The organism is Paenibacillus sp. FSL R7-0210, assembly GCF_038009085.1.
GTDB classification, from domain to species: domain Bacteria; phylum Bacillota; class Bacilli; order Paenibacillales; family Paenibacillaceae; genus Paenibacillus_AQ; species Paenibacillus_AQ silagei.
In genome coordinates this window covers 1,490,794-1,515,238 of sequence record NZ_JBBPAR010000001.1, presented here as the reverse complement: position 1 = coordinate 1,515,238, position 24,445 = coordinate 1,490,794, and the positions used below count along the sequence as shown (strand labels likewise).

At 54.5% G+C, this 24,445-nt stretch carries 28 protein-coding genes; all 28 read right to left on the bottom strand.

Translation table 11 applies throughout. From position 1 onward, the window contains the following. Nucleotides 1–436: 436 nt before the first annotated feature. Nucleotides 437–1,531: a prephenate dehydrogenase gene (locus tag MKY64_RS06470; protein WP_340951666.1), complete on the bottom strand. Its 1,095-nt coding sequence runs from the start codon at nucleotides 1,529–1,531 to the stop codon at nucleotides 437–439. A gap of 58 nt (nucleotides 1,532–1,589) precedes the next feature. Further along, nucleotides 1,590–2,687, bottom strand: coding sequence for a histidinol-phosphate transaminase (hisC, locus tag MKY64_RS06465; RefSeq protein WP_340951664.1), 1,098 nt, complete (start codon nucleotides 2,685–2,687; stop codon nucleotides 1,590–1,592). Nucleotides 2,688–2,710: 23 nt separating this feature from the next. Then, entirely contained in the window at nucleotides 2,711–3,535 is an 825-nt protein-coding gene (trpA, locus tag MKY64_RS06460; RefSeq protein ID WP_036727283.1) for a tryptophan synthase subunit alpha, read from the bottom strand. Beyond that, on the bottom strand, nucleotides 3,532–4,731 hold the full coding sequence (gene trpB / locus MKY64_RS06455) for a tryptophan synthase subunit beta (protein WP_076079183.1): 1,200 nt from the start codon (nucleotides 4,729–4,731) through the stop codon (nucleotides 3,532–3,534). The genes trpA and trpB overlap by 4 nt, the downstream gene beginning before the upstream one ends. After that, nucleotides 4,728–5,408, bottom strand: a complete 681-nt coding sequence (locus MKY64_RS06450) for a phosphoribosylanthranilate isomerase (RefSeq protein WP_340951663.1) — start codon at nucleotides 5,406–5,408, stop codon at nucleotides 4,728–4,730. The genes trpB and MKY64_RS06450 overlap by 4 nt, the downstream gene beginning before the upstream one ends. After that, on the bottom strand, nucleotides 5,401–6,231 hold the full coding sequence (gene trpC / locus MKY64_RS06445; protein ID WP_339249328.1) for an indole-3-glycerol phosphate synthase TrpC: 831 nt from the start codon (nucleotides 6,229–6,231) through the stop codon (nucleotides 5,401–5,403). Before trpC ends, MKY64_RS06450 begins: the two co-directional genes overlap by 8 nt. Then, complete coding sequence (gene trpD, locus MKY64_RS06440) at nucleotides 6,221–7,261, bottom strand: anthranilate phosphoribosyltransferase (protein WP_340951661.1); 1,041 nt, start codon at nucleotides 7,259–7,261, stop codon at nucleotides 6,221–6,223. The genes trpC and trpD overlap by 11 nt, the downstream gene beginning before the upstream one ends. A 78-nt stretch (nucleotides 7,262–7,339) precedes the next feature. Beyond that, on the bottom strand, nucleotides 7,340–8,893 hold the full coding sequence (gene trpE, locus MKY64_RS06435; RefSeq protein WP_340951660.1) for an anthranilate synthase component I: 1,554 nt from the start codon (nucleotides 8,891–8,893) through the stop codon (nucleotides 7,340–7,342). 354 nt (nucleotides 8,894–9,247) lie between these two features. Continuing rightward, nucleotides 9,248–9,619: a chorismate mutase gene (gene aroH / locus MKY64_RS06430; protein WP_076079179.1), complete on the bottom strand. Its 372-nt coding sequence runs from the start codon at nucleotides 9,617–9,619 to the stop codon at nucleotides 9,248–9,250. Further along, nucleotides 9,613–10,716, bottom strand: a complete 1,104-nt coding sequence (gene aroB / locus MKY64_RS06425; protein ID WP_036727297.1) for a 3-dehydroquinate synthase — start codon at nucleotides 10,714–10,716, stop codon at nucleotides 9,613–9,615. The genes aroH and aroB overlap by 7 nt, the downstream gene beginning before the upstream one ends. Nucleotide 10,717: 1 nt before the next feature. Continuing rightward, nucleotides 10,718–11,887, bottom strand: coding sequence for a chorismate synthase (aroC, locus tag MKY64_RS06420; protein ID WP_036727299.1), 1,170 nt, complete (start codon nucleotides 11,885–11,887; stop codon nucleotides 10,718–10,720). Nucleotides 11,888–12,070: 183 nt separating this feature from the next. Beyond that, nucleotides 12,071–12,247 (bottom strand): hypothetical protein, encoded by a 177-nt coding sequence (locus tag MKY64_RS06415; RefSeq protein WP_179090429.1) that lies wholly within the window; start codon nucleotides 12,245–12,247, stop codon nucleotides 12,071–12,073. A gap of 108 nt (nucleotides 12,248–12,355) precedes the next feature. Beyond that, entirely contained in the window at nucleotides 12,356–13,159 is an 804-nt protein-coding gene (locus MKY64_RS06410) for a CheR family methyltransferase (protein WP_036727302.1), read from the bottom strand. 28 nt (nucleotides 13,160–13,187) lie between these two features. Further along, nucleotides 13,188–13,631 (bottom strand): nucleoside-diphosphate kinase, encoded by a 444-nt coding sequence (gene ndk / locus MKY64_RS06405; protein ID WP_036727303.1) that lies wholly within the window; start codon nucleotides 13,629–13,631, stop codon nucleotides 13,188–13,190. Nucleotides 13,632–13,742: 111 nt separating this feature from the next. Next, complete coding sequence (locus MKY64_RS06400) at nucleotides 13,743–14,711, bottom strand: polyprenyl synthetase family protein (protein WP_076079176.1); 969 nt, start codon at nucleotides 14,709–14,711, stop codon at nucleotides 13,743–13,745. Further along, on the bottom strand, nucleotides 14,708–15,568 hold the full coding sequence (locus MKY64_RS06395; protein WP_209870000.1) for a menaquinone biosynthetic enzyme MqnA/MqnD family protein: 861 nt from the start codon (nucleotides 15,566–15,568) through the stop codon (nucleotides 14,708–14,710). Before MKY64_RS06395 ends, MKY64_RS06400 begins: the two co-directional genes overlap by 4 nt. Next, nucleotides 15,565–16,107 (bottom strand): UbiX family flavin prenyltransferase, encoded by a 543-nt coding sequence (locus tag MKY64_RS06390; RefSeq protein ID WP_445668095.1) that lies wholly within the window; start codon nucleotides 16,105–16,107, stop codon nucleotides 15,565–15,567. Before MKY64_RS06390 ends, MKY64_RS06395 begins: the two co-directional genes overlap by 4 nt. A gap of 62 nt (nucleotides 16,108–16,169) precedes the next feature. Further along, complete coding sequence (locus MKY64_RS06385) at nucleotides 16,170–17,045, bottom strand: UbiA-like polyprenyltransferase (protein ID WP_036727311.1); 876 nt, start codon at nucleotides 17,043–17,045, stop codon at nucleotides 16,170–16,172. Further along, entirely contained in the window at nucleotides 17,038–17,790 is a 753-nt protein-coding gene (locus MKY64_RS06380) for a demethylmenaquinone methyltransferase (protein WP_036727313.1), read from the bottom strand. The genes MKY64_RS06385 and MKY64_RS06380 overlap by 8 nt, the downstream gene beginning before the upstream one ends. 3 nt (nucleotides 17,791–17,793) lie before the next feature. Then, nucleotides 17,794–18,663 (bottom strand): heptaprenyl diphosphate synthase component 1, encoded by an 870-nt coding sequence (locus MKY64_RS06375; RefSeq protein ID WP_340951658.1) that lies wholly within the window; start codon nucleotides 18,661–18,663, stop codon nucleotides 17,794–17,796. A 114-nt stretch (nucleotides 18,664–18,777) separates the two neighbouring features. After that, a complete protein-coding gene (locus MKY64_RS06370) occupies nucleotides 18,778–19,317 on the bottom strand; it encodes a hypothetical protein (RefSeq protein ID WP_340951656.1) in 540 nt (179 codons plus the stop codon). Nucleotides 19,318–19,424: 107 nt separating this feature from the next. Continuing rightward, nucleotides 19,425–19,673 carry a trp RNA-binding attenuation protein MtrB gene (gene mtrB / locus MKY64_RS06365; protein WP_051478165.1) on the bottom strand — a complete coding sequence of 83 codons (249 nt, stop codon included), beginning with the start codon at nucleotides 19,671–19,673 and terminating at the stop codon, nucleotides 19,425–19,427. 104 nt (nucleotides 19,674–19,777) lie between these two features. After that, the gene (locus tag MKY64_RS06360) at nucleotides 19,778–20,050 is read right to left on the bottom strand and encodes an HU family DNA-binding protein (RefSeq protein WP_019909963.1); all 273 of its coding nucleotides are present in this window, start codon (nucleotides 20,048–20,050) and stop codon (nucleotides 19,778–19,780) included. Nucleotides 20,051–20,404: 354 nt separating this feature from the next. Next, nucleotides 20,405–21,883: a stage IV sporulation protein A gene (gene spoIVA / locus MKY64_RS06355; protein WP_036727319.1), complete on the bottom strand. Its 1,479-nt coding sequence runs from the start codon at nucleotides 21,881–21,883 to the stop codon at nucleotides 20,405–20,407. Nucleotides 21,884–22,325: 442 nt separating this feature from the next. Continuing rightward, nucleotides 22,326–23,075, bottom strand: coding sequence for a DUF3939 domain-containing protein (locus MKY64_RS06350; RefSeq protein ID WP_340958028.1), 750 nt, complete (start codon nucleotides 23,073–23,075; stop codon nucleotides 22,326–22,328). A gap of 62 nt (nucleotides 23,076–23,137) precedes the next feature. Continuing rightward, nucleotides 23,138–23,506, bottom strand: coding sequence for a 2Fe-2S iron-sulfur cluster-binding protein (locus MKY64_RS06345; protein WP_340951653.1), 369 nt, complete (start codon nucleotides 23,504–23,506; stop codon nucleotides 23,138–23,140). Nucleotides 23,507–23,533: 27 nt separating this feature from the next. Further along, on the bottom strand, nucleotides 23,534–24,154 hold the full coding sequence (locus MKY64_RS06340; RefSeq protein WP_340951650.1) for a hypothetical protein: 621 nt from the start codon (nucleotides 24,152–24,154) through the stop codon (nucleotides 23,534–23,536). Nucleotides 24,155–24,234: 80 nt separating this feature from the next. Continuing rightward, nucleotides 24,235–24,414 carry a DUF2768 family protein gene (locus tag MKY64_RS06335; RefSeq protein WP_036698144.1) on the bottom strand — a complete coding sequence of 60 codons (180 nt, stop codon included), beginning with the start codon at nucleotides 24,412–24,414 and terminating at the stop codon, nucleotides 24,235–24,237. Between the last annotated feature and the right edge of the window lie 31 nt (nucleotides 24,415–24,445).

Below are 24,445 nucleotides of genomic sequence, written 5' to 3'. Positions count from 1 at the left end.
GTACAGTATGGTTTCTCTCCACTCCTATCCAAACACTACACGGTTCCAAGAAATTGTGAACTGTAACCGCTTATTATGTAAGCGGTCTTTTTTTGTCCATTTTTACGAACATTTGGGTATTTACTGGCCGCTTGTTTACTGCCGGAGCCGGAGCGCCACCTGATAGCAGCAATTGGATTTCCTACAGTTATTTAGGATGTGTTATTCTTTTCCGGCACAATAGTTGGACAAACAACACTTATTTCCTCGCCTCTCCCACAGCATGGCGGAAACTAGCAATATTAGTTGCTGTTTTTCCACTTGCTTCCTGATATCCGGCAACTATCGCTGAATTAAGTTACGTTTCTCCACTTACTTCCTGGAGGAAGCTGTTAATTTCAAAAAATAAGAGCCGGGGCATCCGTCCCCGGCTCTTATTTTGCTTTCTACATATATTTTACATATATACGGTATAATCATTCTCCTGCAGCAGAATTCTGGCCCGCTCCATATCGTTCTCCTGGCGGAAGGACAAGCGCATGATCCCGGGAACATCCTCGCGGCTCTCAATAATCTGCACGTTGCTAAGGTTGATGCCCTGGTCGCCCAGCTCCGTAGCAATCCGGCCGATAATGCCGGGGTGATCGGGAACATCAATATGCAGATCGAACAGCGGAGTGATCATTCCCTTGCGCCGCTCTGGAAGCTGGCTGCGGAATTGATTCGCCTCCTGGAAGGCCGACTCGATCCCTGCGCCATCCCCGCTCTCCAGCAGATGGATGAACGAGGACACCTCATCGTTCCAATCCTTCAGCAGCCGCAGCATCACAGAGCGGTTATTCAGCAGAATATCGCGCCAGATGATCGGATCGCTCGAAGCAATCCGGGTAATATCACGGAAGCCCCCCGCAGCCAGCGTGCTGTACAACGAGTCCGAATGATCGTATGCATGAATCTGATTCACTAGAGCTACCGCAATAATATGCGGCAGATGGCTGATCGCTCCAACAATCTCATCGTGGCGCTCCGGATCAAGCCGGACTATCTGTGCTCTCGTATGTAGCAGGAGCGACTCCAGAGCCTGGTAGGCAGCTTCCGGCACGCCAGGCGGAGGTGTAAGCACGTAATACGCATTCTCAAACAGTAAAGAGGAGGCTGCCTCTACGCCTGAACGCTCCGATCCGGCCATAGGATGGCCTCCGATGAAATGTACACCGGGAATATCCAGTGTAAGGGCACACGCAGCAATGCTGGCCTTGGTGCTGCCGACATCCGTAATAATGCAGCCCGGCTTCAGCCGCAGCCTGCTTAACCGCTGAAGATAATCCTCAAGCATGCCTACCGGCACACACAGAAAAATATAATCCGCATCCAGTGCAGCTTCCTCAAGTGATAATGTAGCCTGATCAACCACACCTCTGCTCACATATTTAGCAGCAGATTCAGGGCGGTGGGCATGGCCTACAACGGTCAGACCCTCCTTGCCTTTGAAGCAAAGGGCCAGTGAGCCGCCGATCAGGCCGACACCGAAAATTGCTATTTTTGTCGTCATGTTCTTAGTACTACCTGCCTTCTGTGGTATCGTCAATCCAGCTGCTGAGCCCTCACGGTTATGCGCGAACTTCCTGCTCCTTCAGCGCCTGCTCCAGGGCAGCTACGAAGGCTGTGTTCTGCTCGGCGGAGCCGATGGTCACCCGCAGGTAGGTCGGATACCGGTGGAAGCCTGTTCTGACGATGATTCCCTGACGCAGCAGCGTATCGAAGACTTCAGCAGCCGGCTTGCGTACATCCACCATAATGAAGTTCCCGTGAGCCGGGAACGACGTAAGCCCGAGACGCGCGAATTCCGCCTCAAGCTGCACAATCCCTGCACTGTTAAGCGCACGGCACTGCTGCACATATTCTTGATCGGAAAGTGCTGCCACCGCCGCCACCTGAGCCAGGCGGGTCGTATTGAACGGCTCGCGCACCTGATTAATCAGGGAGATTACCTGGCTGCTGGCCACACCATAGCCGATACGGAGCGCCGCAAGACCATAGATCTTGGAGAAGGTACGAAGGACTACCAGATTAGTGTATTTGTCGATCAGCTTAATGCCGTCGGTGTAGCTGAGATCCGTTACATATTCGTAATAGGCTTCATCCAGGACTACCATCACGCTGGCAGGTACTGCATCCAGGAACGAAATCAGGGCGTCCTCGGGCACAATGGTACCGGTTGGATTGTTGGGATTACAGATCCAGATGATCTTGGTCCGGTCTGTAATCTTCGCCAGCATTGCATCCAGATCATGCGTTCCGTCTTTAAGCGGGACTTCTATAGTTATAGCCCCTTCGATATCCGCATTGCTCTTATATACGGAGAAGGTCTGATCGGCCATAATCGTCTCGTCACCGGGCAGGAAGAAGGCACGGGCAATCAGAGCAATAATCTCATCAGATCCGCATCCGAAAATAATACGCTCACCCGCCACGCCCAGATGCTTAGCCAGCGTCGCTGTTAGCTCAGCGGCAGAGCCGTCCGGGTATAAAAAGAGATTATCCAGCTCCGCTACAATAGCGGCCTTCGCACTTGGTGCAGCCCCGTAAGGGTTCTCGTTGGATGCCAGCTTAATGACTTCGCTTAAGCCCAGCTCCTTCTTGACTTCTTCAATCGGCTTCCCCGGCTTGTAGACAGGAAGGTCAACGATATTCGGTTTTGGATTCATGGGTGATCCTCGCTCTCCAAATATTAATTAGGTCTTAATTGTGCCACAAATTCACGAATTTGCAACAGTCCGGCGCTTCTCGTCTGCGGCTGGGACAGCAGGGGAATAACCTCCTCCACCTTGCGGACAATGGCGCTTCCGACTACTACACCATCACAGATCTTCGCAAAACGGGATACCTGTTCTCCAGTGGAGATCCCGAATCCTACAGCAACAGGCAGGTCCGTTGACCGGCGGACGGACGCAATGAACTCATCTACTCCGCTGTGGAAGCTTGAGCGCTCCCCGGTTACACCGAGCGAGGATACGCAATAGACGAAGCCGCTCGCGCCGGATACGATCCGGGCAATCCGTTCGCTGGAGGTCGGGGCCACGAGCGGAATAAGATTCACTCCGGCGGCACGGCTGCGTGCACGCAGGTCCTCCGATTCCTCCACCGGCACGTCAGGGATGATCAGCCCGCTGATCTCATGGGCATTCAGCTCCGCAAAAAACGTATCCAGCCCCAGCTGCATCACCGGATTGTAATACGTGAACAGGATGAACGGCAGTTCACTGCCTGCCTGCCGGGCCTTCAGCGCCGTCTCCATGCAGGTGCGCAGATGAACCTTGCTGCGCAGCGCTCTTGCAGACGCCCGCTGGATGACCGGACCGTCGGCCAGCGGATCGGAGTATGGAACGCCCAGCTCCAGAATATCCGCTCCCGCTGCCTCCAGCTCGGCAATAATATCCAGCGTCGTCTCAAGATCAGGATCGCCTACGGTTAAGAACGGAATAAGGGCAGTACGGCCTTCCGCCTTCAGCCGGTTAAATGTCAGGTCCATCCGGTTCGTCGTTTCGGTTGTCATTGCTGCTCCGCCCCTTCCGTATAAGCCATAATGGATTCCACATCTTTGTCGCCGCGTCCTGACAGGCAGATCACCACAATATCATCCTTGGTCAGCGTCTTGCCAAGCTTCACCACATGGGCAATGGCATGAGCTGATTCCAGAGCGGGAATAATCCCTTCCGTCACGCAGAGCAGCTTCAGCGCATCCAGCGCTTCCGCATCGGTCACCGGCACATACTGGGCACGGTGAATGTCCTTGAGATAGGAATGCTCAGGCCCCACGCCCGGATAATCGAGTCCGGCCGATATGGAATGGGCCTCGATGACCTGTCCATGCTCATCCTGCAGCAGATAGCTCAGCGAGCCCTGGAACACGCCATGGCTTCCCTTGCTCATGGTTGCTGCATGGAACGGAGTGTCTACTCCTTTGCCGGCAGCTTCAACACCAATCATCGCCACCTGCTCATCTTCCATGAACGGATAGAACATGCCGATGGCATTGCTGCCTCCGCCCACTGCAGCAACCAGCAGATCCGGCAGACGCCCTTCCGCTTCGAGAATCTGGCGGCGGGTCTCATCCCCGATAATCCGCTGGAAGTTGCGGACCATCATCGGATACGGATGGGGACCAACCGCAGAGCCAAGCACATAGAACGTATCTTCCACATTGCTCACCCAGTAGCGGAGCGCCTCATTCCCGGCATCCTTCAGCGTTCTGGAGCCGGAGGTCACCGGAATAACCTCTGCCCCGAGCAGCTTCATGCGGAAGACATTCAGTGCCTGGCGGCGGGTATCCTCTTCACCCATGAACACCTTGCATTCCATACCCAGCAAGGCGGCTACCGTAGCTGTCGCTACTCCGTGCTGGCCTGCGCCGGTTTCGGCAATCACCTTGGTTTTACCCATCATTTTGGCCAGGATGCCTTGTCCGATAGCGTTGTTGATCTTGTGGGCGCCTGTATGATTGAGGTCCTCCCGCTTCAGATAGATCTTGGCCTCGCCAAGCTCCTTGCTTAGCCGCTCTGCATAATACAGCGGGGTCTCGCGGCCCGAATACTGCTTAAGCAGATAATCTATTTCCTCCTGAAAGGCCGGGTCTGCCGAGAATTTATTGTAAGCCTCTTCCAGCTCGATCAGTGCAGTCATCAAGGTCTCAGGAACGAAGCGGCCTCCAAAAGAACCAAAACGTCCATTTTTGTCCGGTACTTGTATCATGATTGCTTCACCCTTTCTACGAAAGCTGTCATTTTGGCAACGTCCTTACTGCCGTTACTCTCAACTCCGCTGGAGACATCCACGCCATAAGGGGCGTAGCCGTCCAGCAGCTCGTTCACATTGTCCGGATGCAAGCCTCCGGCTATAAATAAAGGCAGCGCATGCTTCGCCGCCGCTTGCTGGTATAAGGGAATCTGCTCCCAATCAAATGTACGGCCCGTACCGCCGCGCTCCTGCGGATCATAGGTATCCAGCAGCAGCGCATCAATGGTGCCCGCATAGCTGTCCAGCAGAGGTTGAACCTCATCCCCTGCTTCAGGATTACGTCCGGCTACCGAAAGGGCCTTCCAGACCTTAACCTGGGGAAAAGCCGCCTTGACCTCCGCGCAGAACTGCGGACTCTCTTGTCCATGAAGCTGCACAACATCCAGCGGTACAGTTCTCAGCAGCTCTGCCAGCTCGGAAAGGCCGGGGTTAACGAATACGCCCACAGGGCGGGGCGCAGGCTCAGACTTCCAGTTGCCCAGCTCTGCAATCAGCTCCGCAGCCGTTTGCGCAGTAACCCTCCGGCGGCTGGGTGCAAACACCAGGCCCACATAATCGAGCGGCAAACTATTCATAGATTTTAGCACTTCAACGCCCTGAAGTCCACAGATTTTTACGAGAGGTTCAGTCACGTTGCACACGGTCCTTCCCGGCAGGAAGCGGACCGAGCAGCTGATGGACCGCCTGCTCTACATCCGGCTGGCGCATCAGGTATTCTCCGACCAGCACACCGGTTGCCCGTGTCTTGCGGAGATACGCAATATCCTCCGGCCCGGTAATCCCGCTCTCGCTGATTACCGGAAGACCGGCGGGCAGCAAAGCTGCCAGCTCCTCCGTAGCGGAGAGTGAGGTTTCGAACGTCTTGAGATTCCGGTTATTGATGCCCAGCAGAACGCCGGGATGTTCAGCCTTACCAGTAGACAGTACCGTCTCCAGTTCAGTGCGGTCATGGACCTCAATCAGGATATCGAGTCCAAGCGCGGCAGCGGAGTCGGTGAACCCTGCGAGCTGCTGCGGGGTCAGAATGGCCGCAATCAGCAGAATCGCATCCGCGCCAAGCAGGCGGGCCTCGTAGATCTGCTTCTCATCGATAATGAAGTCCTTGCGCAGCAGCGGAAGCTTCACCGCCTCTCTTACCTGCTGCAGATACACGCCGCTGCCCTGAAAATAATCCTTGTCCGTCAGCACGGACAGGCAATCGGCTCCTGCCGCTTCATAGCCCCGGGCAATCGTCACCGGATCAAAATCGGCCCGGATCAGCCCCTTGGACGGCGAGGCCTTCTTCACCTCGGCGATCAGCCCCATCTCCCGGTTCCGGCGTTCAGTCAGAGCGCTGCGAAAGCCTCTGGTAGCAGGCAATGCGGCAATGGAGCGCTCCGCCGCGGCGAGCGAGAATTGCTGGCTTAACGCTTCTACCTCTTTCACTTTCGTGGCAACAATCCGGTCAAGATACATAATCAAGCTCCTTTGTCATCGCTTTTAACTGTTCCAGCTTGCGCAGGGCTGCCCCTGAATCCACAACCTCTCTGGCACGGTCCACGCCTTCCTTAAGTGTATCCGCCAGACCGGCGACATAGATGCAGGCCCCGGCATTCGCCAGTACGATATCACGGTACGGATTGATATTACCCTCCAGTACTGTAGTGATAATCGCCGCATTCTCAGCAGCATCGCCGCCCATGACGTCCTCCAGCGGATGCTGGCTGAGGCCAAGCTCCTGCGGTGTAATTTCGTAAGTGGTGACTATGCCCTGCTTCAGCTCGGAGACCTGCGTCGGTGCCGAGATGCTGATCTCATCCAGGCCGTCCAGGCTGCTCACAATCATCGCCCGCTTGGAGCCGAGCTCACCCAGGACCTTGGCAACCGTCTCTGTCTTATTGCGGTCATAAATGCCCATCAGCTGCCGGTCTGCTCCGGCCGGATTGGTCAGCGGGCCCAGCATATTGAAGACCGTCCGCACACCCAGCTCACGGCGGGGAGCAGCGGCATGCTTCATGGACGGATGATAGATTTGAGCGAACAGGAAGCAGATGCCGATACTGTCCAGACATTGCCGCGCCTGCTCTGCATTCAGATGAATATTGACGCCGAGCGCTTCCAGCACATCTGCACTGCCCGCTCTCCCGGACGCCGAACGGTTGCCATGCTTCGCCACTCTTACAGAAGCAGCGGAAGAGATGATCGCCGAAGCTGTGGAGATATTGAATTTATGAATACCGGAGCCGCCCGTGCCGCAGGTGTCCAGCAGCTGGCTCCGCTCGGTAAGCACCTGTGTGCCGAAACCGCGCATCGCCTCTGCGAAGCCGGTGATTTCTTCGACGGTCTCGCCTTTGATCCGCAGCGCGGTCAACAGCGATCCGATCTGTGCGGGTGAAGCTGCACCTTCCATAATCGTGCCCATAATCTCGCGGGCCTGTGTACGGGTAAGATCCTTTCCCTCGATTAAACCGGCAATTCCTGATTGTAGTAACTGGCTTGCGTCCATAGTTCATGTCCTCCTAAAATTTTTAAGTTTTATGGAGCATTCTCTGCTCTTCTGATCTCGTCTCTGCTAATTCCCGGTTCACGGGGTATATTCATACATATAATCCTGGTTAATGACCTGCTTCTCCTTCATTTCAGCGGGGAACATCGCTTCCGCCATTCGGATTGCTTTCAGCATTCCCTTGGCCTTGTTCACTGTCTCCTCATATTCCTTCTCCGGCACAGAATCCCAGACGATTCCTGCTCCGGCCTGCACATAAGCGCGGCCTTTGCGGAAGATAATCGTACGGATCGTGATGCAGGAATCCATATTCCCGGAGAAGCCGAGATATCCGATCGCTCCGGCATAAGCCCCGCGGGCTTCCCGCTCCAGCTCGGCAATAATCTCCATCGCCCGCAGCTTCGGCGCTCCTGATACCGTACCTGCCGGAAGGCAGGAGAGGAAGGCATCGAAGAAATCCTTATCCTCTGCCAGCGTTCCGGTCACATTCGAGACCAGATGCATGACATGCGAGTATTTCTCAATCTCCATGAATGTATTGCATTTCACGCTGCCGAATTTCGAGACCCGGCCCAGATCATTGCGGCCCAGGTCTACCAGCATCAGATGCTCCGCACGTTCCTTCTCGTCCTCCATCAGCTCTGCGGCGAGCTGATGATCCTCTGCCGCGCTCGCACCGCGCGGCCGGGTTCCGGCAATCGGCCGGGTCTCCACCCGTCCGCCGTCCACCTTGACCAGCGCTTCCGGCGAGGTGCCGACGATTATCTCCTCATCCATTTTCAGATAATACATATAAGGGGATGGGTTCAGAATGCGCAGCATCCGGTACACATGCAGCGGAGAGACCTCCGTCTCGATATGCATCCGCTGTGACAGCACCACCTGGAAGATATCTCCGGCACGGATGTATTCTTTGGCCTGCTCTACGTTACTTATATACTGCTCCTTGGTGAGATTCGAGTGAATCTCACCCAGCTCGATATCCTGCGGAATGCTGCGGCGGTTGACGTTCTCCTTCGGGCCTTCCTTTTGCAGCTCCTCTGCCAGACTCACTAAGCGATTGCTCAGTTCCTCGTAGCCCGCCCGGATATCCGAATCCGTATCTCCATCCTTGATATGAAGATTACCCACCAGCAGGATCTGCTGCTTCACATGATCGAAGACGATAATGCGGTCACAGAACATAAAGCGGATGTCATCCATATTCAGGTCATCTACCGCATGTGCGGACAGCTTCTCATAATACTGCAGCAGATCATAGCCGAAGAATCCGATGGCTCCGCCCGTAAACGGCGGCATACCGTCCAGCTTGGGACTGCGGTAGGAACGGAGCAGCGCTTTCAGCTCCTCGACAGGTTTGCCGGACAGCTGTTTTTTCTCGCCGCCGACCTCCACCTGGATCTTCCCCTTTTTGCCGGAGATCATCAGGAACGGATCACTGCCGATAAAAGAATAACGCGCCCATTGAATGCCGCCCTCTACACTCTCCAGCAAAAATGCGCGATCCTGCTCTGCAAACCGCTGGAACAGCCGGATCGGTGTTTCCATATCAGCCAGCAATCTTGTTACAACCGGGATCAGATTGTATTCGCGCGACAGCGACACCACTTCTTCAATGCTCGGATTCGTCACTTGGGTAACCTCCTAGGGGATAACGGATATTGTCCGAAATACAGAAAAACCTCTACCGGAGTAGAGGTTTGTTGATAGTCAGTATGTGAATTAGCGCCTCGGACCGGCATGAACCCAATCGAATGCTAGAGATTCCTCCATGGATACAGGAATAGCGCAGATGCAACTCATCCTAAGTTACGGCTATACAGGTATACCAAAAAAGAACACTGACAATCAAGGGTCTGCTCTGCAATAGGTCCTACACTCAGCTCAACTATACTCTACTCAACTCATTCTAAACTCTGCTTTACTCGGCTAACTTCACTATACATGATGACGGTAGTCATTGACAACCCCGCGGGCTATAATTTATTACTTGCTCTGTGAGAGATCCGGGCGAAGCCGCTGGGCTTCATTCAGATACACATGACGGATATCGCGCTGGGATTTGTCGGTGTTCACCTGCACCATCAGGCGGATGCAATTCGGCAGGCTGCCCTTCACAGGGATCTCCACGGAACACATCAGCGGAACCATCTCCCAGCCTTCGATCTCACGGATCGCCCGTGCCGGGAAGGTTGCATCCAGATCAGCAGTCATCGTAATCCACACACTGCAGATATCCTCTGCGATCACATCATTGCGCTCCACAATTTCCCTCAGCAGGATCACCGTTTCACGTAAAATTTCCGTCTCTTCATTCTGGGTTACGGTCGTTGCACCGCGTATGCCCCGGTTCACCATGGGCTCCCCTCCTTCTTAAGCTGGGCTATGACTTCTGAGACATCGCTTGCCTGTACATCACTGATGATACTTACTTCACCAATGGCCTCCGGCACGATAAAAGTCATTCGGCCTTCCTTGAATTTCTTGTCATGCATCATCGCTTCCATCAGTTCTTCCCCCCTGTATTGCGAAGGAAGCCGGGTGGGCAGCGACAAGGCGGTGAGCATGGACACTGTGTCCTCGTAGATCTGTCTGTCCCGGCCCAGCTTCGCTGCGAGCAGAGCAGATCCGGCCATCCCGATCGCAATCGCCTCTCCATGCAGGAAGGTGCCATAGCCGCCGACAGCTTCAATGGCATGTCCGATGGTATGCCCCAGATTCAGAATCGCACGCTGTCCGTGCTCGCGTTCATCACCGCCGATGACCTCCGCCTTGATGGCACAGCCGCGTTCCAGCGCATATCCCAGCGCCTCGGGGTCCAGTGCCAGCAGCTTGTCTGCATGCCCCTGGCACCAGTAAGCGAACTCACGGTCCAGAATCAGCCCGTGCTTGACCACCTCAGCCAGGCCTGAAGCGACCTGCCGGGGTGGAAGCGTAGCTAAGGTGTCCAGATCATATAACACCATAGATGGCTGATAAAAGGCGCCCAGCATATTCTTGGCCAGCGGATGGTTAACGGCCACCTTGCCGCCTACACTGCTATCATGGGCGAGTATGGTCGTTGGAATCTGCATGAACCCGATTCCCCGCATATAAGATGCAGCAACGAAGCCGGCCAGATCGCCAACGACTCCCCCGCCAAGCGCCAGCACGGCTGAGCTGCGGTCCAGACCGCCTTGAATCGCTGTGGTAATGACTTCTTCATAGACGGCTAGTGACTTCGAAGCTTCACCCGCCTGAATGACATGGCTGACCACTGTATATCCGCTGCTGCGGAGGGAAGTCTCCACCTGCTCCAGATAACGCGGCGCTACTTCGGTATCACTGACCACCAGCAGCGGGCTGCGCTGCGCGAATCCGGCTTCGGTGCAGCGTTCGCCGATACTCTGCAGCAGACCGCTGCCGATATAAATCGGATAAGAACGTTCCCCTAAGTCAACAGTAATGCTGCGCATCTTAGTAGCTCTCCAGCTGAGCCAGGTAATTATTGTAGTTCGCGCGGATCTCTTCCAGAGAGTCACCGCCGAATTTATCCAGGAACGCCTTGGCAATCTCCCAAGCTACTACACTCTCCAGTACGACACAAGCTGCCGGAACGGCACAGGCGTCTGAGCGCTCCACCTGGGCTGTGAACGGCTCCTTCGTGTCGATATCCACACTCTGCAGCGGTTTGTACAGCGTCGGGATCGGCTTCATTACCCCTCTGACGACCACCGGCATTCCATTGGTCATTCCGCCTTCGAACCCGCCCAGCCGGTTGCTCGCCCGGTAGTAGCCCTGCGAGGCTTCATACATAATCTCGTCATGGACCTGTGAGCCGCGCAGCTTCCCGGCTTCGAAGCCGATCCCGATCTCCACGCCCTTGAAGGCATTGATCGACATCACGGCTCCGGCGATGGCACCATCCAGCTTGCGGTCGGACTGTACATAACTGCCAAGGCCAATAGGCAGACCTTCGACAATACATTCCACAATCCCGCCGATGGAGTCGCCTTCTTCCTTGATCTTGTCTATGTAAGCCTCCATCTTCTGCTCCGTCTCCTTGTCCACTACCCGCACAGAGGATTCTTCAGTCCGGGCAATCAGCTCATCGATAGGCAGATCGTTAGCCGGTGCTTCAATCTCTCCGATCCGGATGACTTGTCCGGCAATCTTCACTCCGAAGGCTGCAAGCAGCTGACGGGCTACTCCGCCTACGGCTACTCTTGCTGCCGTCTCACGGGCGCTGGAGCGCTCCAGCACGTTGCGCAGATCGGTATGATTATACTTAAGTCCGCCGTTCAGGTCCGCATGACCGGGACGCGGACGGTTCACCCGGCGCTTCTCTTCATCACTGCCCGGAATCGGCTCAATGTTCATAATGTTCTTCCAGTGTGTCCAGTCCTTGTTCTCGACTATCAGCGCTACAGGAGCTCCGGTAGTATAGCCGTGGCGTACACCGCCGGCAATCTGGGCAGTATCCTTCTCAATCTGCATCCGCCGTCCGCGGCCGTAGCCCTTCTGTCTCCGGTGCAGCTGGAAATTAAGCTCTTCAAAGTCAAGTGTCAAATTACTGGGCAATCCCTCAATAATGGCTGTAAGCTGGGGGCCGTGCGTCTCCCCCGCTGTTAAATAGCGTAAACTCATGCTGCGTTCCCCCTTCACACTTTTGGACTGTAAACCGCTAAAATGTTAAATGTCTTTGCTTATTATAGTATAGGCTCTCCGCTTTGACAAGAAAGCAATAGCCCGGCCCGCTGCTTATATTTGAACAAAACAAGCGCCGCTCCTGCTCTTTCGAGTAGAAGCGGCGCTGCTGTGCTCCCCCGTTCAGGAGCCTGTCTCCAGACTGTCGCTGCCTGGTGCCGGAAGGCGGCCGCCGGTTCTGCCCTCTTCCGCAGTAAGCAGGCTCTGGAGCTGCAGCTCCTCGATGCCGAGAATCTGCCCGCATTCGCGGACGGTGAGGAATCCCCGCCGGTAGGCGGTGATGACCTTGCTTTTGTCCATCTGGGTTAACGACCTTTCACTTGACGTTAGGTTTCTTCCTACTCCCCAGTATCACTGAAAAGCGCCTAAAGTATACCCTGCACCAAGGGAGACTCCACCAGACTACGGCTATTTCTTGCGGTAAAAGAAGGTTTCGGTCGACTCGAAGCCATACTGCGCCGGTGTGAAGATCTGCTCCGTGCTGCCCACGAACAGATAGCCCCCGGGCCGCAGACTGGCCGAGAATTTGTGATACAGCTTATTCTTGGCTTCTTCGGTGAAGTAGATCATGACATTGCGGCAGATAATCAGATCGAAGCCTTCGTCGAATTTATCCAGCAGCAGATTCTGCTTGCGGAAATCGATATTCTTCTTCAGTCCTTCACTGACCTTGAAGACCGGGCCTTCCGGTGTAAAATACCGGTCTGCCACATCTTTGGGCACATCCTTCAAGGAGCGCTCCAGATAGATCCCCTGCTTCGCTTTGGCCAGCGCCCCGTCATCAATATCTGTAGCCAGAATGCCGGTCTGGGCCAGAATATTCTTGTCCGAGAGAATCATCGCCAGCGTATAAGGCTCTTCTCCCGTTGAACAGGCGGCACTCCATAGCTTCAGTCTGCGGCCGGAGCGCTGAAGATCCGGCAGAATCACATCCCTCAGCACTTCCCAGCGGTTCGGATTCCGCCAGAATTCGGAGACATTGATGGTCATGCGGTCCAGGAACTCATAGAACAGAGCCTTGTCCTTCATCATTGCCGCATAGAACTCGTTAAAGGTATTGTAGCCGTTCTTCATACGGAGCGTCGTCAGACGCCGCTTCATCTGTGCTTCCTTATACTGCGCAAGGTCAATACCTGTGCTTTGTTTGATATTATGAATAAATCCGGTGTAATCAGGGTCCGGGGTTAATGAGGATTCTTCACGTTCAGCCATAATAATCTCCTGTCTCCTGCCTGGATGTTTACATCCAGGCCGCGATGTCTTTATGATACTGTGCCAGCTCATCCGGAGCGAAGAAATTGGCGATCTCACGTGCTGCACTGTCCGGAGAATCCGATCCGTGGATCAGATTAAGCGGAGTATGGCTGGCATAATCCCCGCGGATGGTGCCTGGCAGGGCCTCACCGACTTTGGTTTTGCCGATCAGGAGCCGGGATAATGCGATGACATCATCGCCTTCCCACACCATGGCGAACACAGGGCCGGAGGTAATGAAGCTTACCAGCTCCGGGAAAAAATCCTTGCCGTCATGCTCCGCATAATGCTTCTTGGCCTGCTCCTCAGTAACGGTAATCAGCTTGGCAGCGACCAGCTTGAATCCCTTGTCTTCCAGGCGGGCGACGATGCGTCCGATTAGTCCGCGCTGTACACCATCCGGTTTGATCATCAGATACGTTTGTTCCATAGAGTCACTCTCCAATTTCCCTTATTCTAAATGAATGGGCTGTTTATGGTCTGATATTATCAGAAACCCCGGCATCTGTGAACGTAAATTTGCAGATAATTTCTTATATTTTCAATAAGCCCGGCCTGTTACGAAAAAGGCGATATCGCGCAAATTGCGCTTGGTCCGGTTGCTTGGCAGCTGCTCCAGCGCATCCAGCGCCTTGGCGATATAGCGGGAAGCCAGCTCCTCCGCACGGGAAATCCCGTCGCCGGAGAGAATCAGATCAATAGCGCGTCCGACCCCTCTGTTCCCTTCACGAATCGCTTCAAGCTCTTCCAGCAGGCGGCCGCGGAGCCGCTCATCCTGCAGACTGTAGATGACAGGCAGAGTGATATTCCCCTGCCGCATATCGCTTCCGGGCGGCTTGCCAATTTGCTTCTCCGTTCCGGAGAGATCGAGCAGATCATCACGGATTTGAAACGCCATCCCAACGTTATATCCGTAATTATAGAGGAGCCTGGCAGTTCCCGGCTCCGCATCTGCAGCCAGAGCGCCAAGCTGACAGCTGACTGCAATCAGCAGCGCTGTCTTACGGCGGATTCTCCGCAGATAATGGCGCACGCTCTGTCCGCTGTTGAAGAAGTCGCGGATCTGCTCCATCTCTCCGATGGACATCTCTACCATGGCTTTGGAGAGAATCTGATGAATCAGGGGATTTTTCAGCCCTGAAGTCATCACAAGTGCCTTGGCATAAATATAGTCGCCGGTGTACATGGCGATCTTGTCGCCCCATTTCGCCTTGACGGTAGGCTCTCCCCGCCGGAGCTCCGCATCGTCAATGACATCATCGTGGACCAGTGAGGCGCTGTGAATCAGCTCCAGCGGAATCGCGACGCGCTTCAGCTTATCGAGATCATAGGTCCCGAATTTGCCGCCCATCAGAACGAATACCGGCCGGAGCCGCTTGCCCCCAGCTCTCAGCAGATGCAGCGAGGTCTCGCTCAGCAGGTCATCATCCCCCTGGACACTGCGGTACAGCTCTTTCTCAATCTGATCCATATCTTTGTTCAGCAAGCCGAATATTTGCAGTCGCTTCATTCTTTCACCCGTGTCAGCAGATTGTGGCTCCAAAGCTCCATCTTCACTTCCTGCGGCAGCAGGCCCATTTCATAGGCATAGCGGAAATAGAGGTTCAGACCTTCCTGCTGCCTTTCCCCAAAGTCATAACATAAATTACGGAAGTAATCTCTCCAATAGGAGGCCGTGCCCCCGATCGTGCAGCAGGCTTCGTGAATTACCGGTCCCAGCTCATTCAGGCCGCGTCTCTTGCTCCGCTCGAAGGCTTCAGCAATCTCGGCAATGGCCTCAGGATTCAGGGCTGCAGCCCTGCGGTTGACCGCCCACACAGCAAAGGTCATACTGTGGCCCGTCCATTCCTTCCACAGCTCGCCCAGATCCGTCACTTCATAGCCCTGATCCTGCCAGGAGGCGCGGATGGCATGGTCTCCGATCAGGAGCCCGGCATCCGCCTGCTGCATCATAGTGTTCAGATCGGGATCGCTGCTAATGTACTCCGGACTAGTGCCTAAGGCCTTGTGCATCAGGATCTTCAGCAGATTGACCGAGGTAGCCGAAGTATTCGTCACGGCTATCGTTCCGCTGCCAAGCTGCTGTAACGGCTTTTTGGAGAAAAGAAATATTGACCTCACCGGACCGTCCGCGCTGACGGACAGACCGGGCAGCAGCAGCAGCCGGTCGCTGGCCGCTGCATAAGCAAAGGAGGATAAAGCCCCAACATGAATATCTCCTGCTGCCATGCCCCGGTTAAGCACAGCAGGCACCTCACTCACCATTTCAGCAGGAAAGCTTAAAGAAGAGGGATCGAAATAATGATAGACCGGCCATGAATTGGTATAGCTGATTTTGCCGATGACGGTGTGTTCCAGGTCTGTCACCCTTCATCCCCCCATCTGCGAAATAAAGTATGCTCAATCCCGAAGCTGTCGAGCACCTTGCCCACCATGAAATTGACCAGATCATCCATGGTGGCAGGACCGTAATAGAACGCCGGCATTGCCGGAATCAGCTTGACGCCCATCCGCGACAGCTTCAGCATATTCTCCAGGTGAATCGCATGCAGCGGTGTCTCCCGGGGCACCAGAACGAGCGGACGGCCCTCCTTCAGCATGACATCCGCTGCCCGTGTCATCAGATTGTCCGAGCTGCCATGTGCTACAGCAGACAGTGTTCCCATCGAGCAGGGCATAATAATCATCCCCTCTGTCCGGAAGGAGCCACTGGCAATCGAAGCGCCTATATCCTGTACCGGGTGATACAGAAGAGAACCGGGATAGCTGCCGAACTGCTCATTCAGCAGTCCTTCCCGGTCAGTTACGGCATAACCCAGCTCCTCCTTGAAGACACGCCAGCCTGCATTACTGACAACCAGATGTACTGTATAACCGAGGGACAGCAGGGTCTCTGTCAGCCGGATGCCGTAGATCGCCCCGCTCGCACCGGTAATGCCAACCACGAAGTTCTTAGGCTTAAGTTCGGTCATTTGTAGAACTGCACCACCAGGTCAATCAGAGTAAAGGAAAAGACCACAATGCTAAGTACACCGTTCATGGTGAAGAAGGCGGTCTGTAGCTTGCTTAGATCACCCGGAGACACAATGTAGTGCTCATAGAACAAAATAATATAAGCAATCACCATGCCGGCCACATACCACCAGCTCAGTTCCGTGATGAACAAGAGAGAGATGAAGCCCAGGGCTGTCAGCAGATGAAAGACCTTGGCAATCCCCAGCGCACGGGCCACCCCGAAGCGCACCGGAATCGAATACAGTCCTTCCTTACGGTCGAAGTCCACATCCTGGCAGGAGTAGATGATATCAAAGCCTGCTGTCCAGAATACGATCGTGAAATAGAAGATCATAGCAGTCAAGTCCACTGTTCCTGTAACAGCAACCCAGCCGCCAAGAGGCGCAAGGGCAATTGTAAGCCCGAGAATCAGGTGACAGGCCCAGGTGAAGCGTTTGGTAAAGGAATAGAGGACCAGCAGAAAAACAGCAATCGGCAGCAGCTTCGCTGACAACGGATTGAGCTTGAAGGCTGCCCAGAACAGCAAAAAGAACGAGAACGCGATGAACAGCGTTACCTCTCCAACCTTCAGTAATCCTGCCGGAATGGCTCTGCCCGCTGTCCGCGGATTCTTCGCATCACTGATCCGGTCGATCAGTCGGTTAAGCCCCATAGCCGCGCTGCGTGCGCCGAACATAGCAACAACCACCCATCCGATCTGGCTCCAGGAGGGCAGTTCCCCAAACATAACTACTGAACCCAGCAAGGCCCCCATAAAGGCAAAAGGTAAAGCAAAAACCGTGTGTTCGAATTTAATCATTTGTAGAAAAATACCGATTTTCTTAAACATTACAGTTCTCCTTGAGTCCAAGATGTAACGCCGCGATGCCACCGTTCAAGGGGAACGATTCCACTTTTGTAAGTCCGGTATCCCGGAAAATCTCCTCTAATTGCTTCCTGTCCGGGAAGAGTGCCAGTGATTCAGGAAGCCATTTATATTGCTCATACCGCTTGGCGAACAGCCTGCCGAGCAGCGGAAGCACACGCTGGAAATAAAAATAATAAATACCTTTGAACGGCTGCTTCATCGGCTTCGACAGCTCCAGGCAGACCACCATACCGCCGGGCTTCACCACGCGCTTCATCTCATTCAGCACCTGTACGGGATCAGGCACATTACGAAGTCCAAAGCCAATCGTGGCGTAATCGAAGGAATTATCACCGAACGGCAGCTCCATCGCATTCCCCTGAATCAGGGAGATGCGGTCCTGCAGTCCGCGCGCTTCCACCTTACGCCGTCCCACCTCCAGCATGCCTGCGCTGAAGTCCAGTCCCATGACATTTCCGGTCTCGCTCGCATCCGCGAGGGCAATGCTCCAATCACAGGTACCGCAGCACAGGTCTACTGCCGAGTCGCCGCGCTTCATGCCCATCTTGCGCATGGTGAACTTCCGCCAGGCCTTATGACGCCGGAAGCTCAGAATATCATTCATCAGATCATACTTGCCGGCAATGCTCTCAAATACCGAATGGACAAATTGCTCCTTCGGCTTGTCGCCTTGCCCCCCTGTTACGGTAACTTTATCTACTGTCATTCTCTAACCCTCCACGGCAGCTTGTCCGGAAATTTTCATTTGCAGAAGCAGGCGGTCCAGTGCAGCACTAAGCTGACCCGCCAGATCCTCGTCCCTGATCCCCTGCAATAACGACTGAATGGACGCGAGCGAGCTATGCAGCTTGTCCGTCAGCAGCGTATCGCATTTGCATCTCAGCTTCAGCTTCTGCCAATCCTTGGGATCCAGAGTCTGCCCCTTAAGCTGCTGACGCTCCTCTTCAGTCGCCGACTCCATCACCTTCCAGTAAGCATAGCCCTCCAGCGCACTTGCCGGAGCTGTCCCCCGGCGCAATTCCAGGGCTGCTGTCTCACACTGGCTGAATTCGGCGAGCAGCTTCTGCCAGATATCTCTAAGGGACTCTTCAATCATCGGTGTAAAAGAAAGAAACAGCCGCATATTGAGCTGTACCGTGTGCTTCAAGTATTGTTCGGCCGGGACAAGCGTTCCGCTCATCTTGCCGTAAAGATTGGCCTTCATCACATTGAAATCAGCGATAGCCGCGCTCAATATGCCAACCATTTCAACCTGACCGTGTCTCGCGAGCAGATGGTAGAACCAGCTGCTGAAATAATCACCGGCCAGAACCTTCAGCTGGCGGGTGCGCATCATATCGCCGCCGGGCTCTTCATGATTCCGGTCAATGCTCTCATGGGTATCCAGTCCAAGCTGGACGAGTCCGGTCACCAGGGTGAACAGCTCTGCCTGCTGGAAGTCTGCCCCCCGGCCCCTGCCGAGAAAAATATATAACAAATGACCCCGCCCGTCTGAGAACGGCGGCAGTTCCGTATGCCGCTGAATCATATCGTAGTCGGTGTAGGGTTTAGCCAGTTGCGGTATGCGGTACGGTTTCATTTTAGCCTCCGAAGCCATTGACGTTTGTCAAACTCATTGTTCACAATCTTGTCTATTATATCACATGTTTTTTTGTCACGCACGGGTGAAGCCTTCTAGTTTCAATTACCCGGTTCAGGGATATATGAACTGCTTTTTCCACAGCTCGCTTTCGCTAATGCGGAAGCCGTTCTTCAGCGAATCGGGAAGAGGCGAATTTCCTGCGTTCTCCAGCGCCTCCTGCAGCAGGGGGCTCCACTCGCTGCGGCGGATATCACCGGCAAGGAGCAGGCGGCGGGTATCCAGCCACCTATCCTCTGCCACCACACGCAGCAGCAGCTGGTCTACGTTCGAAGTCTCCTGAATCGCGAACCCGATAGCCAGAGCCATGTTACGGTACAGCTCCTGCGGTTCGTGGGCATCACCGTTCACCTTGAGATCCATAGACAATACCCCGTTCTCCCAGCCTGCCTTGTCAATCATCAGACTGAAGGGAATCTCACTGAGCGCATCTACCAGATTGTCATTCTCCAGTACCAGGCCATCCGGGCCTATCGTCTGTACTGCGCTATAGTTACTCTGGGCAGTTATAACGTTGCCGGCCAGTTGCGGCAGCAGCATGGTAGTAGCTGCACTAAGCAGCAACGCCGTTCCGATCAGCCAGCTCCGGTTCATAACATGCCTCCCTACTCATAGTTTCCGCTGCTATGCAGGATTATACGGCACCGCAGAGCGGCCCATATCTAGTTATATTTTGAAAAAAAGCAGGCTATGCCTGCTTTTCAGCTTTCACTCTCTAATTGTCCGTGTTTGCTCCAGATTTCAGCCTTGCCGCGGATTTTCATTGCTGAGGTGTGATCGGTGAATTGGGCAATGAGCACCTCGCCTTTGTCCAGCTTCTCCGTATGGTGAAACCGTGTGTCCAGCCCTCTGGTCAGCCCGATGACCTGAACACCGTTCTCCTTAGCCTTGACTACGATATAGTCGCTGCCGGACGGTGCAGGATTCACTTCATTCTTCTTCTCAGTCATTGTAATCCTCCTCAAAGTTTATGAGCCTCTCTCAAAAACAAATGCCGCCCTGGAAGGCGGCATCGTTGGTATTCAAGGACTATGGGGCAGATATGTAGAAATCTTTATTTGATTCCGTCTTTCAGCGCTTTACCGGGTTTGAAAGCCGGTACTTTGCTTGAAGGAATTTCGATTTCTTCACCAGTCTGCGGGTTGCGGCCTTTACGTGCGGAACGTTCGCGCACTTCAAAGTTTCCGAAGCCAACCAGCTGAACCTTATCGCCGCTTTGCAGTGCACCTGTGATAGCTTCAAAAACAGCATCTACCGCTTTCGTAGCGTCTTTTTTGGGAAGTTCAGTTGCTTCTGTAACTACGTTGATCAAATCTGATTTATTCATGTCTTCTCACCTCCCTGGTTAAAAGTTCCGGTATCATACACTCTTTCCGTTTCAACGTAAAATATACGTGATAATCCCGTTTAATGCTAGAAACTGGCGCCTCTCTTCTAGAAGCGCAACAAACTTATAGTAATACAGCCCAACCATAATATCAAGGCGTTCCTCAAAAAAGGAGCAGAAAGTAGCAGGTTTCCCTTCATTCCGCTGCAATTGCGCAGTCTATTACTACCAGTTATGCCGTAAAAGCGGAAGCTTTCCAGGGAGAATTCCCCTTTTCCACTCTAGCAGCGAAAGGGCCCGGAAAGAGCAAAAGAGCGGGAAAAGCTCCCGCTCCAAAGGACAAGCCTATTTCATTTAGAGGATGATGGCGATCAGGCCGCCTGAACCTTCGTTGATAATCCGGCCCAGCGTTTCCTGCAGCTTGTAGCGGGCATTGTCCGGCATCATCGCGATCTTGCCCTGAATGCCCTCACGGACTATGGAATGCAGGGACCGGCCGAAGATATCGGATTCCCAGATTTTGATCGGGTCATTCTCAAAGTCCTGCATCAGGTAGCGCACCAGCTCCTCACTCTGCTTCTCTGTACCGATAATCGGCGAGAACTCCGACTCGACATCCACCCGGATCATATGGATCGACGGCGCCGTAGCCTTCAGCCGGACTCCGAAGCGGGAGCCTTGGCGGATCAGCTCAGGCTCATCCAGCGCCATCTCGGCCAGAGAAGGTGCGGCGATGCCATACCCCGTGGTCTTAACCATTTCCAGCGCTTCCGAGAAGCGGTCATATTCACGCTTGGCGTGGGAGAAGTCCTGCATCAGCTGGAGCAGGTGATCCTTGCCGCGAATCTCGACCCCGACTACCTCCATCAGCACCTGATCATACAGCTCTTCGGGAGCGTAGAGGTCAATCTCGGCTACCCCCTGGCCCATGTTCATGCCGCTGAGGCCTGCCCGGTCGATGAAATCATATTCGGTAAACTGGGAGACCAGGCGGTCCACATCGCGCAGACGACGGATATCCTTCACGGTATCACGGACGGAATTCTCATAGCTGCTGCGCAGCCAGTGATTCTCGCCCAGCACCATCACCCAGCTCGGCAGGTTAACATTAACTTCATGTACTGGGAATTCATACAGTACTTCACGCAGGACACCAGTCACATCGTCCTCAGTCATATTCGCAGCGCTGAGCGTCATCACCGGAATATCATATTTGAGGGCAAGCTCACTGCGGAGCTGCTGGACTTCCTCACTGCGCGGCCGGGTGGAGTTGATGACCAGCACGAACGGCTTGCCGACCTCCTTCAGCTCTGCGATCACGCGCTCTTCGGAATCGACATACGAGCTCCGTGGAATCTCGGCAATCGTACCGTCGGTAGTCACTACCACACCCAGAGTCGAGTGCTCCTGAATGACCTTGCGTGTCCCGATTTCAGCCGCTTCCTGGAAAGGAATCGGTTCCTCGAACCATGGGGTCGAGATCATCCGCGGACCATTCTCATCCTCATACCCTTTTGCGCCTTCCACTGCATAGCCTACACAATCGACCAGCCGGACGTTAACCTCCAGGCCTTCGGCCACCTTAATCTGCACCGCATTGTTGGGTACGAATTTAGGCTCGGTAGTCATAATAGTTTTGCCTGCCGCACTTTGCGGCAGCTCATCGACCGCTCTTACCCGGTCTGCTTCACTCGTGATGTTCGGCAGAACAATCGTTTCCATGAAGCGCTTGATGAATGTCGATTTCCCCGTGCGAACCGCGCCGACGACGCCAAGATAAATGTCTCCGCCGGTACGCTCGGCAATGTCCTTGAAAATATCCACTTTTTCCAAAAGAGATCCCCTCCTCATATTACTCCGAAGAAAAAATGCCTGAAGAGCATCGACTTCGCGTTCCGCCGGCAAACTGACCCTTGCAGGACAACCACCGGACTAAGCTTTGCCCGCCCGAAGCCTAGCTTACTTGCCTGAGGCGAAGCAAGGTTGCCCCGCGCTAAACTCCGAATGCTCGGACATGCATTTGGACTAGTATCATCATATGTATCCGTAACGGATTTATGACCAGCGTCCGCGCATTTTTACATCTGAAATTTCGTATACCCGCTCTAGCTCGCCACTAGCTCGCCACTGCGTCAAGACACCCGGAAGTCTTCTCATCAAGTCTATGAGGGCGGCTTGCGGCCTAGAACTACTATCCATTCTGAGACTCCCCATACAAAAAGGCAGCAACCCCCGCTCTCGGAGAACTGCTGCCTTAATTTATAATAGTATATTGCTATTCCTGCGGAGCCTGCGGGAGGGGACGGCCATCCACCCACAGATAAGGGAGAGACTTGACGGGGACATAATAGGAGGCCTGCGTAAGCTCCAGACGCAGGTCACGGTCTGCCGCCGGACTGCTCCCGTTCTTATCAATGGCAGAGGAGATATCCGCACCGTAATCAACATAGACTGCCCCGCTGCGATCCATCAGGAGCCCGAGCGGCTGGCCCGAATATACGCTGCTTAGCTTGATTGTCCCTGTCCCTGCCCGCTTGGCATCGATAGATACAAGGCCCGGATACAGCTCCTCCCCTGCCGGAAGCTTCCCGCCGTGCGCAGACTTATAGAGGTTCACCTTGCGCTGGATATCGTTAACCTTCTGCACGGTCACCAGGTCCATTAATTTGACCTTTGGGTCCGTCTCCTCATCCAGCACCAGAAAATGGGCGCTCCCGCCCTTCTCGAACGCTGCTGCCGGGATCTCGTCCAGGTACCCTTCCTGCTGCAGCTTATTCAGGTCAATCACGAATTTCTCGTATCTGGGCGTGTCCTGATCGCTGGTCAAGATCGGCAGCAGCCCCTTCTGCTCCTGATAATCATCGACCGCCGCCTGCACCCGCTTCACACTCTCGCGGTAACTGCTGCCGGGCTGCTGCTGCTCCCGGGGATACATGCAGCCGGTTAGAGACAAGATCAGCAGGACAAGCAGCGGCAGCAGCATCGCAGACCTGTGCCGGCTCTGCCGGAGCTTCACCAGATGCATGGAGTCCACTAGCAGGGCTCCTCTCTGTTCGTTTAGGGTTGCATTGGCGCCGGGAGTAACCATCACCATAAGTCCTCCGATTCGCCACGGCGTGCCGCTTCCAGTCTGCGGCGTACAGCCGCCTTCAGCGGGTCCTCGGGAATATGCACTTGGACGTCGCCCCATACAGCGGCCTGACAGGCCAGGCGGACGCCTTCATTCAGCAGGCTGCCAAGCTTGCGCTTCTCCGCCTCCGCAGGAGGTCTGAGTCCCGCGGCATCCGTACGCTCTACGGACACTTTGCACATCATGCATCCCGCCTTGCCCCCGCAGCGGGTAGGCAGGACGATTCCGGCTTTGCGCACAGCCTCCAGCAGCGTAACCCCATGCTTGACAGAAGCTGTGCGTTGTTCCGGAAGGAAAGTGACCGTTATTTGCGATTTCGCATTCATCTTACAGCCTCCTTCCTTGGAATCAGGTTATATACGTATAGATTCGGATATCCCCAGCAGCTCGTCCAGCCTAGACTGCAGGCCGTCGGCTTCCAGATGATTCTCCTCAATGAGCTGCTCCAGAAGCGGCAGATGACCGGCTACATCCTGCTTCATCAGCTCCGCAATCGCCCGGCAGCGTTCTTCCCTGCCGCGCAGCAGATTGAAGATCAGCTCATGGACAAGCGGCATCAGGGCCAGGCGGCCGCTCCCTTCGAACGTACATTCCCGGGCATAGGGCTGCAGCTTGCTGATATCCACTGAATATTGCCCGGAGCCGCTGCCGATCCTGAATCCGCCCACCAGCTCAACCTTCACCTCTCCGATGAAGTAGAGCCCGCGCAGAGAGTAACAGCCTCCGCTATAATCCTCCTCCGGTGCGCAGACAGTGTATCTCAGCAGTGCCCGATGAAGCTGCGCGGTATCCTCCAAATCACAATAGAGGTCAATATCGCGCGGAGCAGCACTCAGCTGAACCCCGTGCAGCAGCAGACCGCAGCTTCCCCCCAGCAGCCACACCGGCGGCTTACCCGGCCCGATAATATCCAGCTCCCGCGCTATGCTGCCCAGTGCCGTCTCCAGCACATAAGGAATTCCTGAACCGGCCATCAAACTACACACGCCCCATTCCTGTAAAATCAACTAACGATTCTGTCAGAAACACGTCTGCCTGAGTATAATGTAAATGCTTACATAATTGAAGCGGCCCCGCCCAGAACTCCGATCAGCAGGATGACAAAAGCAATGACCGATAAAACAGCTCTTAGCAGTCCCTTCGTCTTGCTGCGTGCAAAAGTAATCAAAAAAACGGATAAGCCCATAATCAGTACCGCAATCAGAGACAGCCACATTTTTGTCATCGGGTCCATAGGTCATGCGCCTCCATTTCACTTTTCCCGG

What these genes read in the sequence shown, in the direction of transcription:
- aroC (WP_036727299.1), bottom strand. Translation starts at nt 11,887, where the DNA reads ATGAGTTTACGCTATTTAACAGCGGGGGAGACGCACGGCCCCCAGCTT.
- mtrB (WP_051478165.1), bottom strand. Translation starts at nt 19,673, where the DNA reads ATGACTGAGAAGAAGAATGAAGTGAATCCTGCACCGTCCGGCAGCGAC.
- trpC (WP_339249328.1), bottom strand. Translation starts at nt 6,231, where the DNA reads ATGTATCTTGACCGGATTGTTGCCACGAAAGTGAAAGAGGTAGAAGCG.
- trpB (WP_076079183.1), bottom strand. Translation starts at nt 4,731, where the DNA reads ATGATACAAGTACCGGACAAAAATGGACGTTTTGGTTCTTTTGGAGGC.
- trpA (WP_036727283.1), bottom strand. Translation starts at nt 3,535, where the DNA reads ATGACAACCGAAACGACGAACCGGATGGACCTGACATTTAACCGGCTG.
- hisC (WP_340951664.1), bottom strand. Translation starts at nt 2,687, where the DNA reads ATGAATCCAAAACCGAATATCGTTGACCTTCCTGTCTACAAGCCGGGG.
- MKY64_RS06375 (WP_340951658.1), bottom strand. Translation starts at nt 18,663, where the DNA reads ATGAAACCGTACCGCATACCGCAACTGGCTAAACCCTACACCGACTAC.
- MKY64_RS06415 (WP_179090429.1), bottom strand. Translation starts at nt 12,247, where the DNA reads ATGGACAAAAGCAAGGTCATCACCGCCTACCGGCGGGGATTCCTCACC.
- MKY64_RS06360 (WP_019909963.1), bottom strand. Translation starts at nt 20,050, where the DNA reads ATGAATAAATCAGATTTGATCAACGTAGTTACAGAAGCAACTGAACTT.
- MKY64_RS06350 (WP_340958028.1), bottom strand. Translation starts at nt 23,075, where the DNA reads ATGCATCTGGTGAAGCTCCGGCAGAGCCGGCACAGGTCTGCGATGCTG.
- aroH (WP_076079179.1), bottom strand. Translation starts at nt 9,619, where the DNA reads ATGGTGAACCGGGGCATACGCGGTGCAACGACCGTAACCCAGAATGAA.
- MKY64_RS06385 (WP_036727311.1), bottom strand. Translation starts at nt 17,045, where the DNA reads ATGTTTAAGAAAATCGGTATTTTTCTACAAATGATTAAATTCGAACAC.
- MKY64_RS06400 (WP_076079176.1), bottom strand. Translation starts at nt 14,711, where the DNA reads ATGAAGCGACTGCAAATATTCGGCTTGCTGAACAAAGATATGGATCAG.
- MKY64_RS06410 (WP_036727302.1), bottom strand. Translation starts at nt 13,159, where the DNA reads ATGGCTGAACGTGAAGAATCCTCATTAACCCCGGACCCTGATTACACC.
- trpD (WP_340951661.1), bottom strand. Translation starts at nt 7,261, where the DNA reads ATGGACGCAAGCCAGTTACTACAATCAGGAATTGCCGGTTTAATCGAG.
- MKY64_RS06345 (WP_340951653.1), bottom strand. Translation starts at nt 23,506, where the DNA reads ATGAATGCGAAATCGCAAATAACGGTCACTTTCCTTCCGGAACAACGC.
- MKY64_RS06470 (WP_340951666.1), bottom strand. Translation starts at nt 1,531, where the DNA reads ATGACGACAAAAATAGCAATTTTCGGTGTCGGCCTGATCGGCGGCTCA.
- ndk (WP_036727303.1), bottom strand. Translation starts at nt 13,631, where the DNA reads ATGGAACAAACGTATCTGATGATCAAACCGGATGGTGTACAGCGCGGA.
- MKY64_RS06335 (WP_036698144.1), bottom strand. Translation starts at nt 24,414, where the DNA reads ATGGACCCGATGACAAAAATGTGGCTGTCTCTGATTGCGGTACTGATT.
- MKY64_RS06380 (WP_036727313.1), bottom strand. Translation starts at nt 17,790, where the DNA reads ATGACAGTAGATAAAGTTACCGTAACAGGGGGGCAAGGCGACAAGCCG.
- aroB (WP_036727297.1), bottom strand. Translation starts at nt 10,716, where the DNA reads ATGCGCAGCATTACTGTTGACTTAGGGGAACGTTCTTATCCGATTTAT.
- MKY64_RS06370 (WP_340951656.1), bottom strand. Translation starts at nt 19,317, where the DNA reads ATGAACCGGAGCTGGCTGATCGGAACGGCGTTGCTGCTTAGTGCAGCT.
- MKY64_RS06340 (WP_340951650.1), bottom strand. Translation starts at nt 24,154, where the DNA reads ATGGCCGGTTCAGGAATTCCTTATGTGCTGGAGACGGCACTGGGCAGC.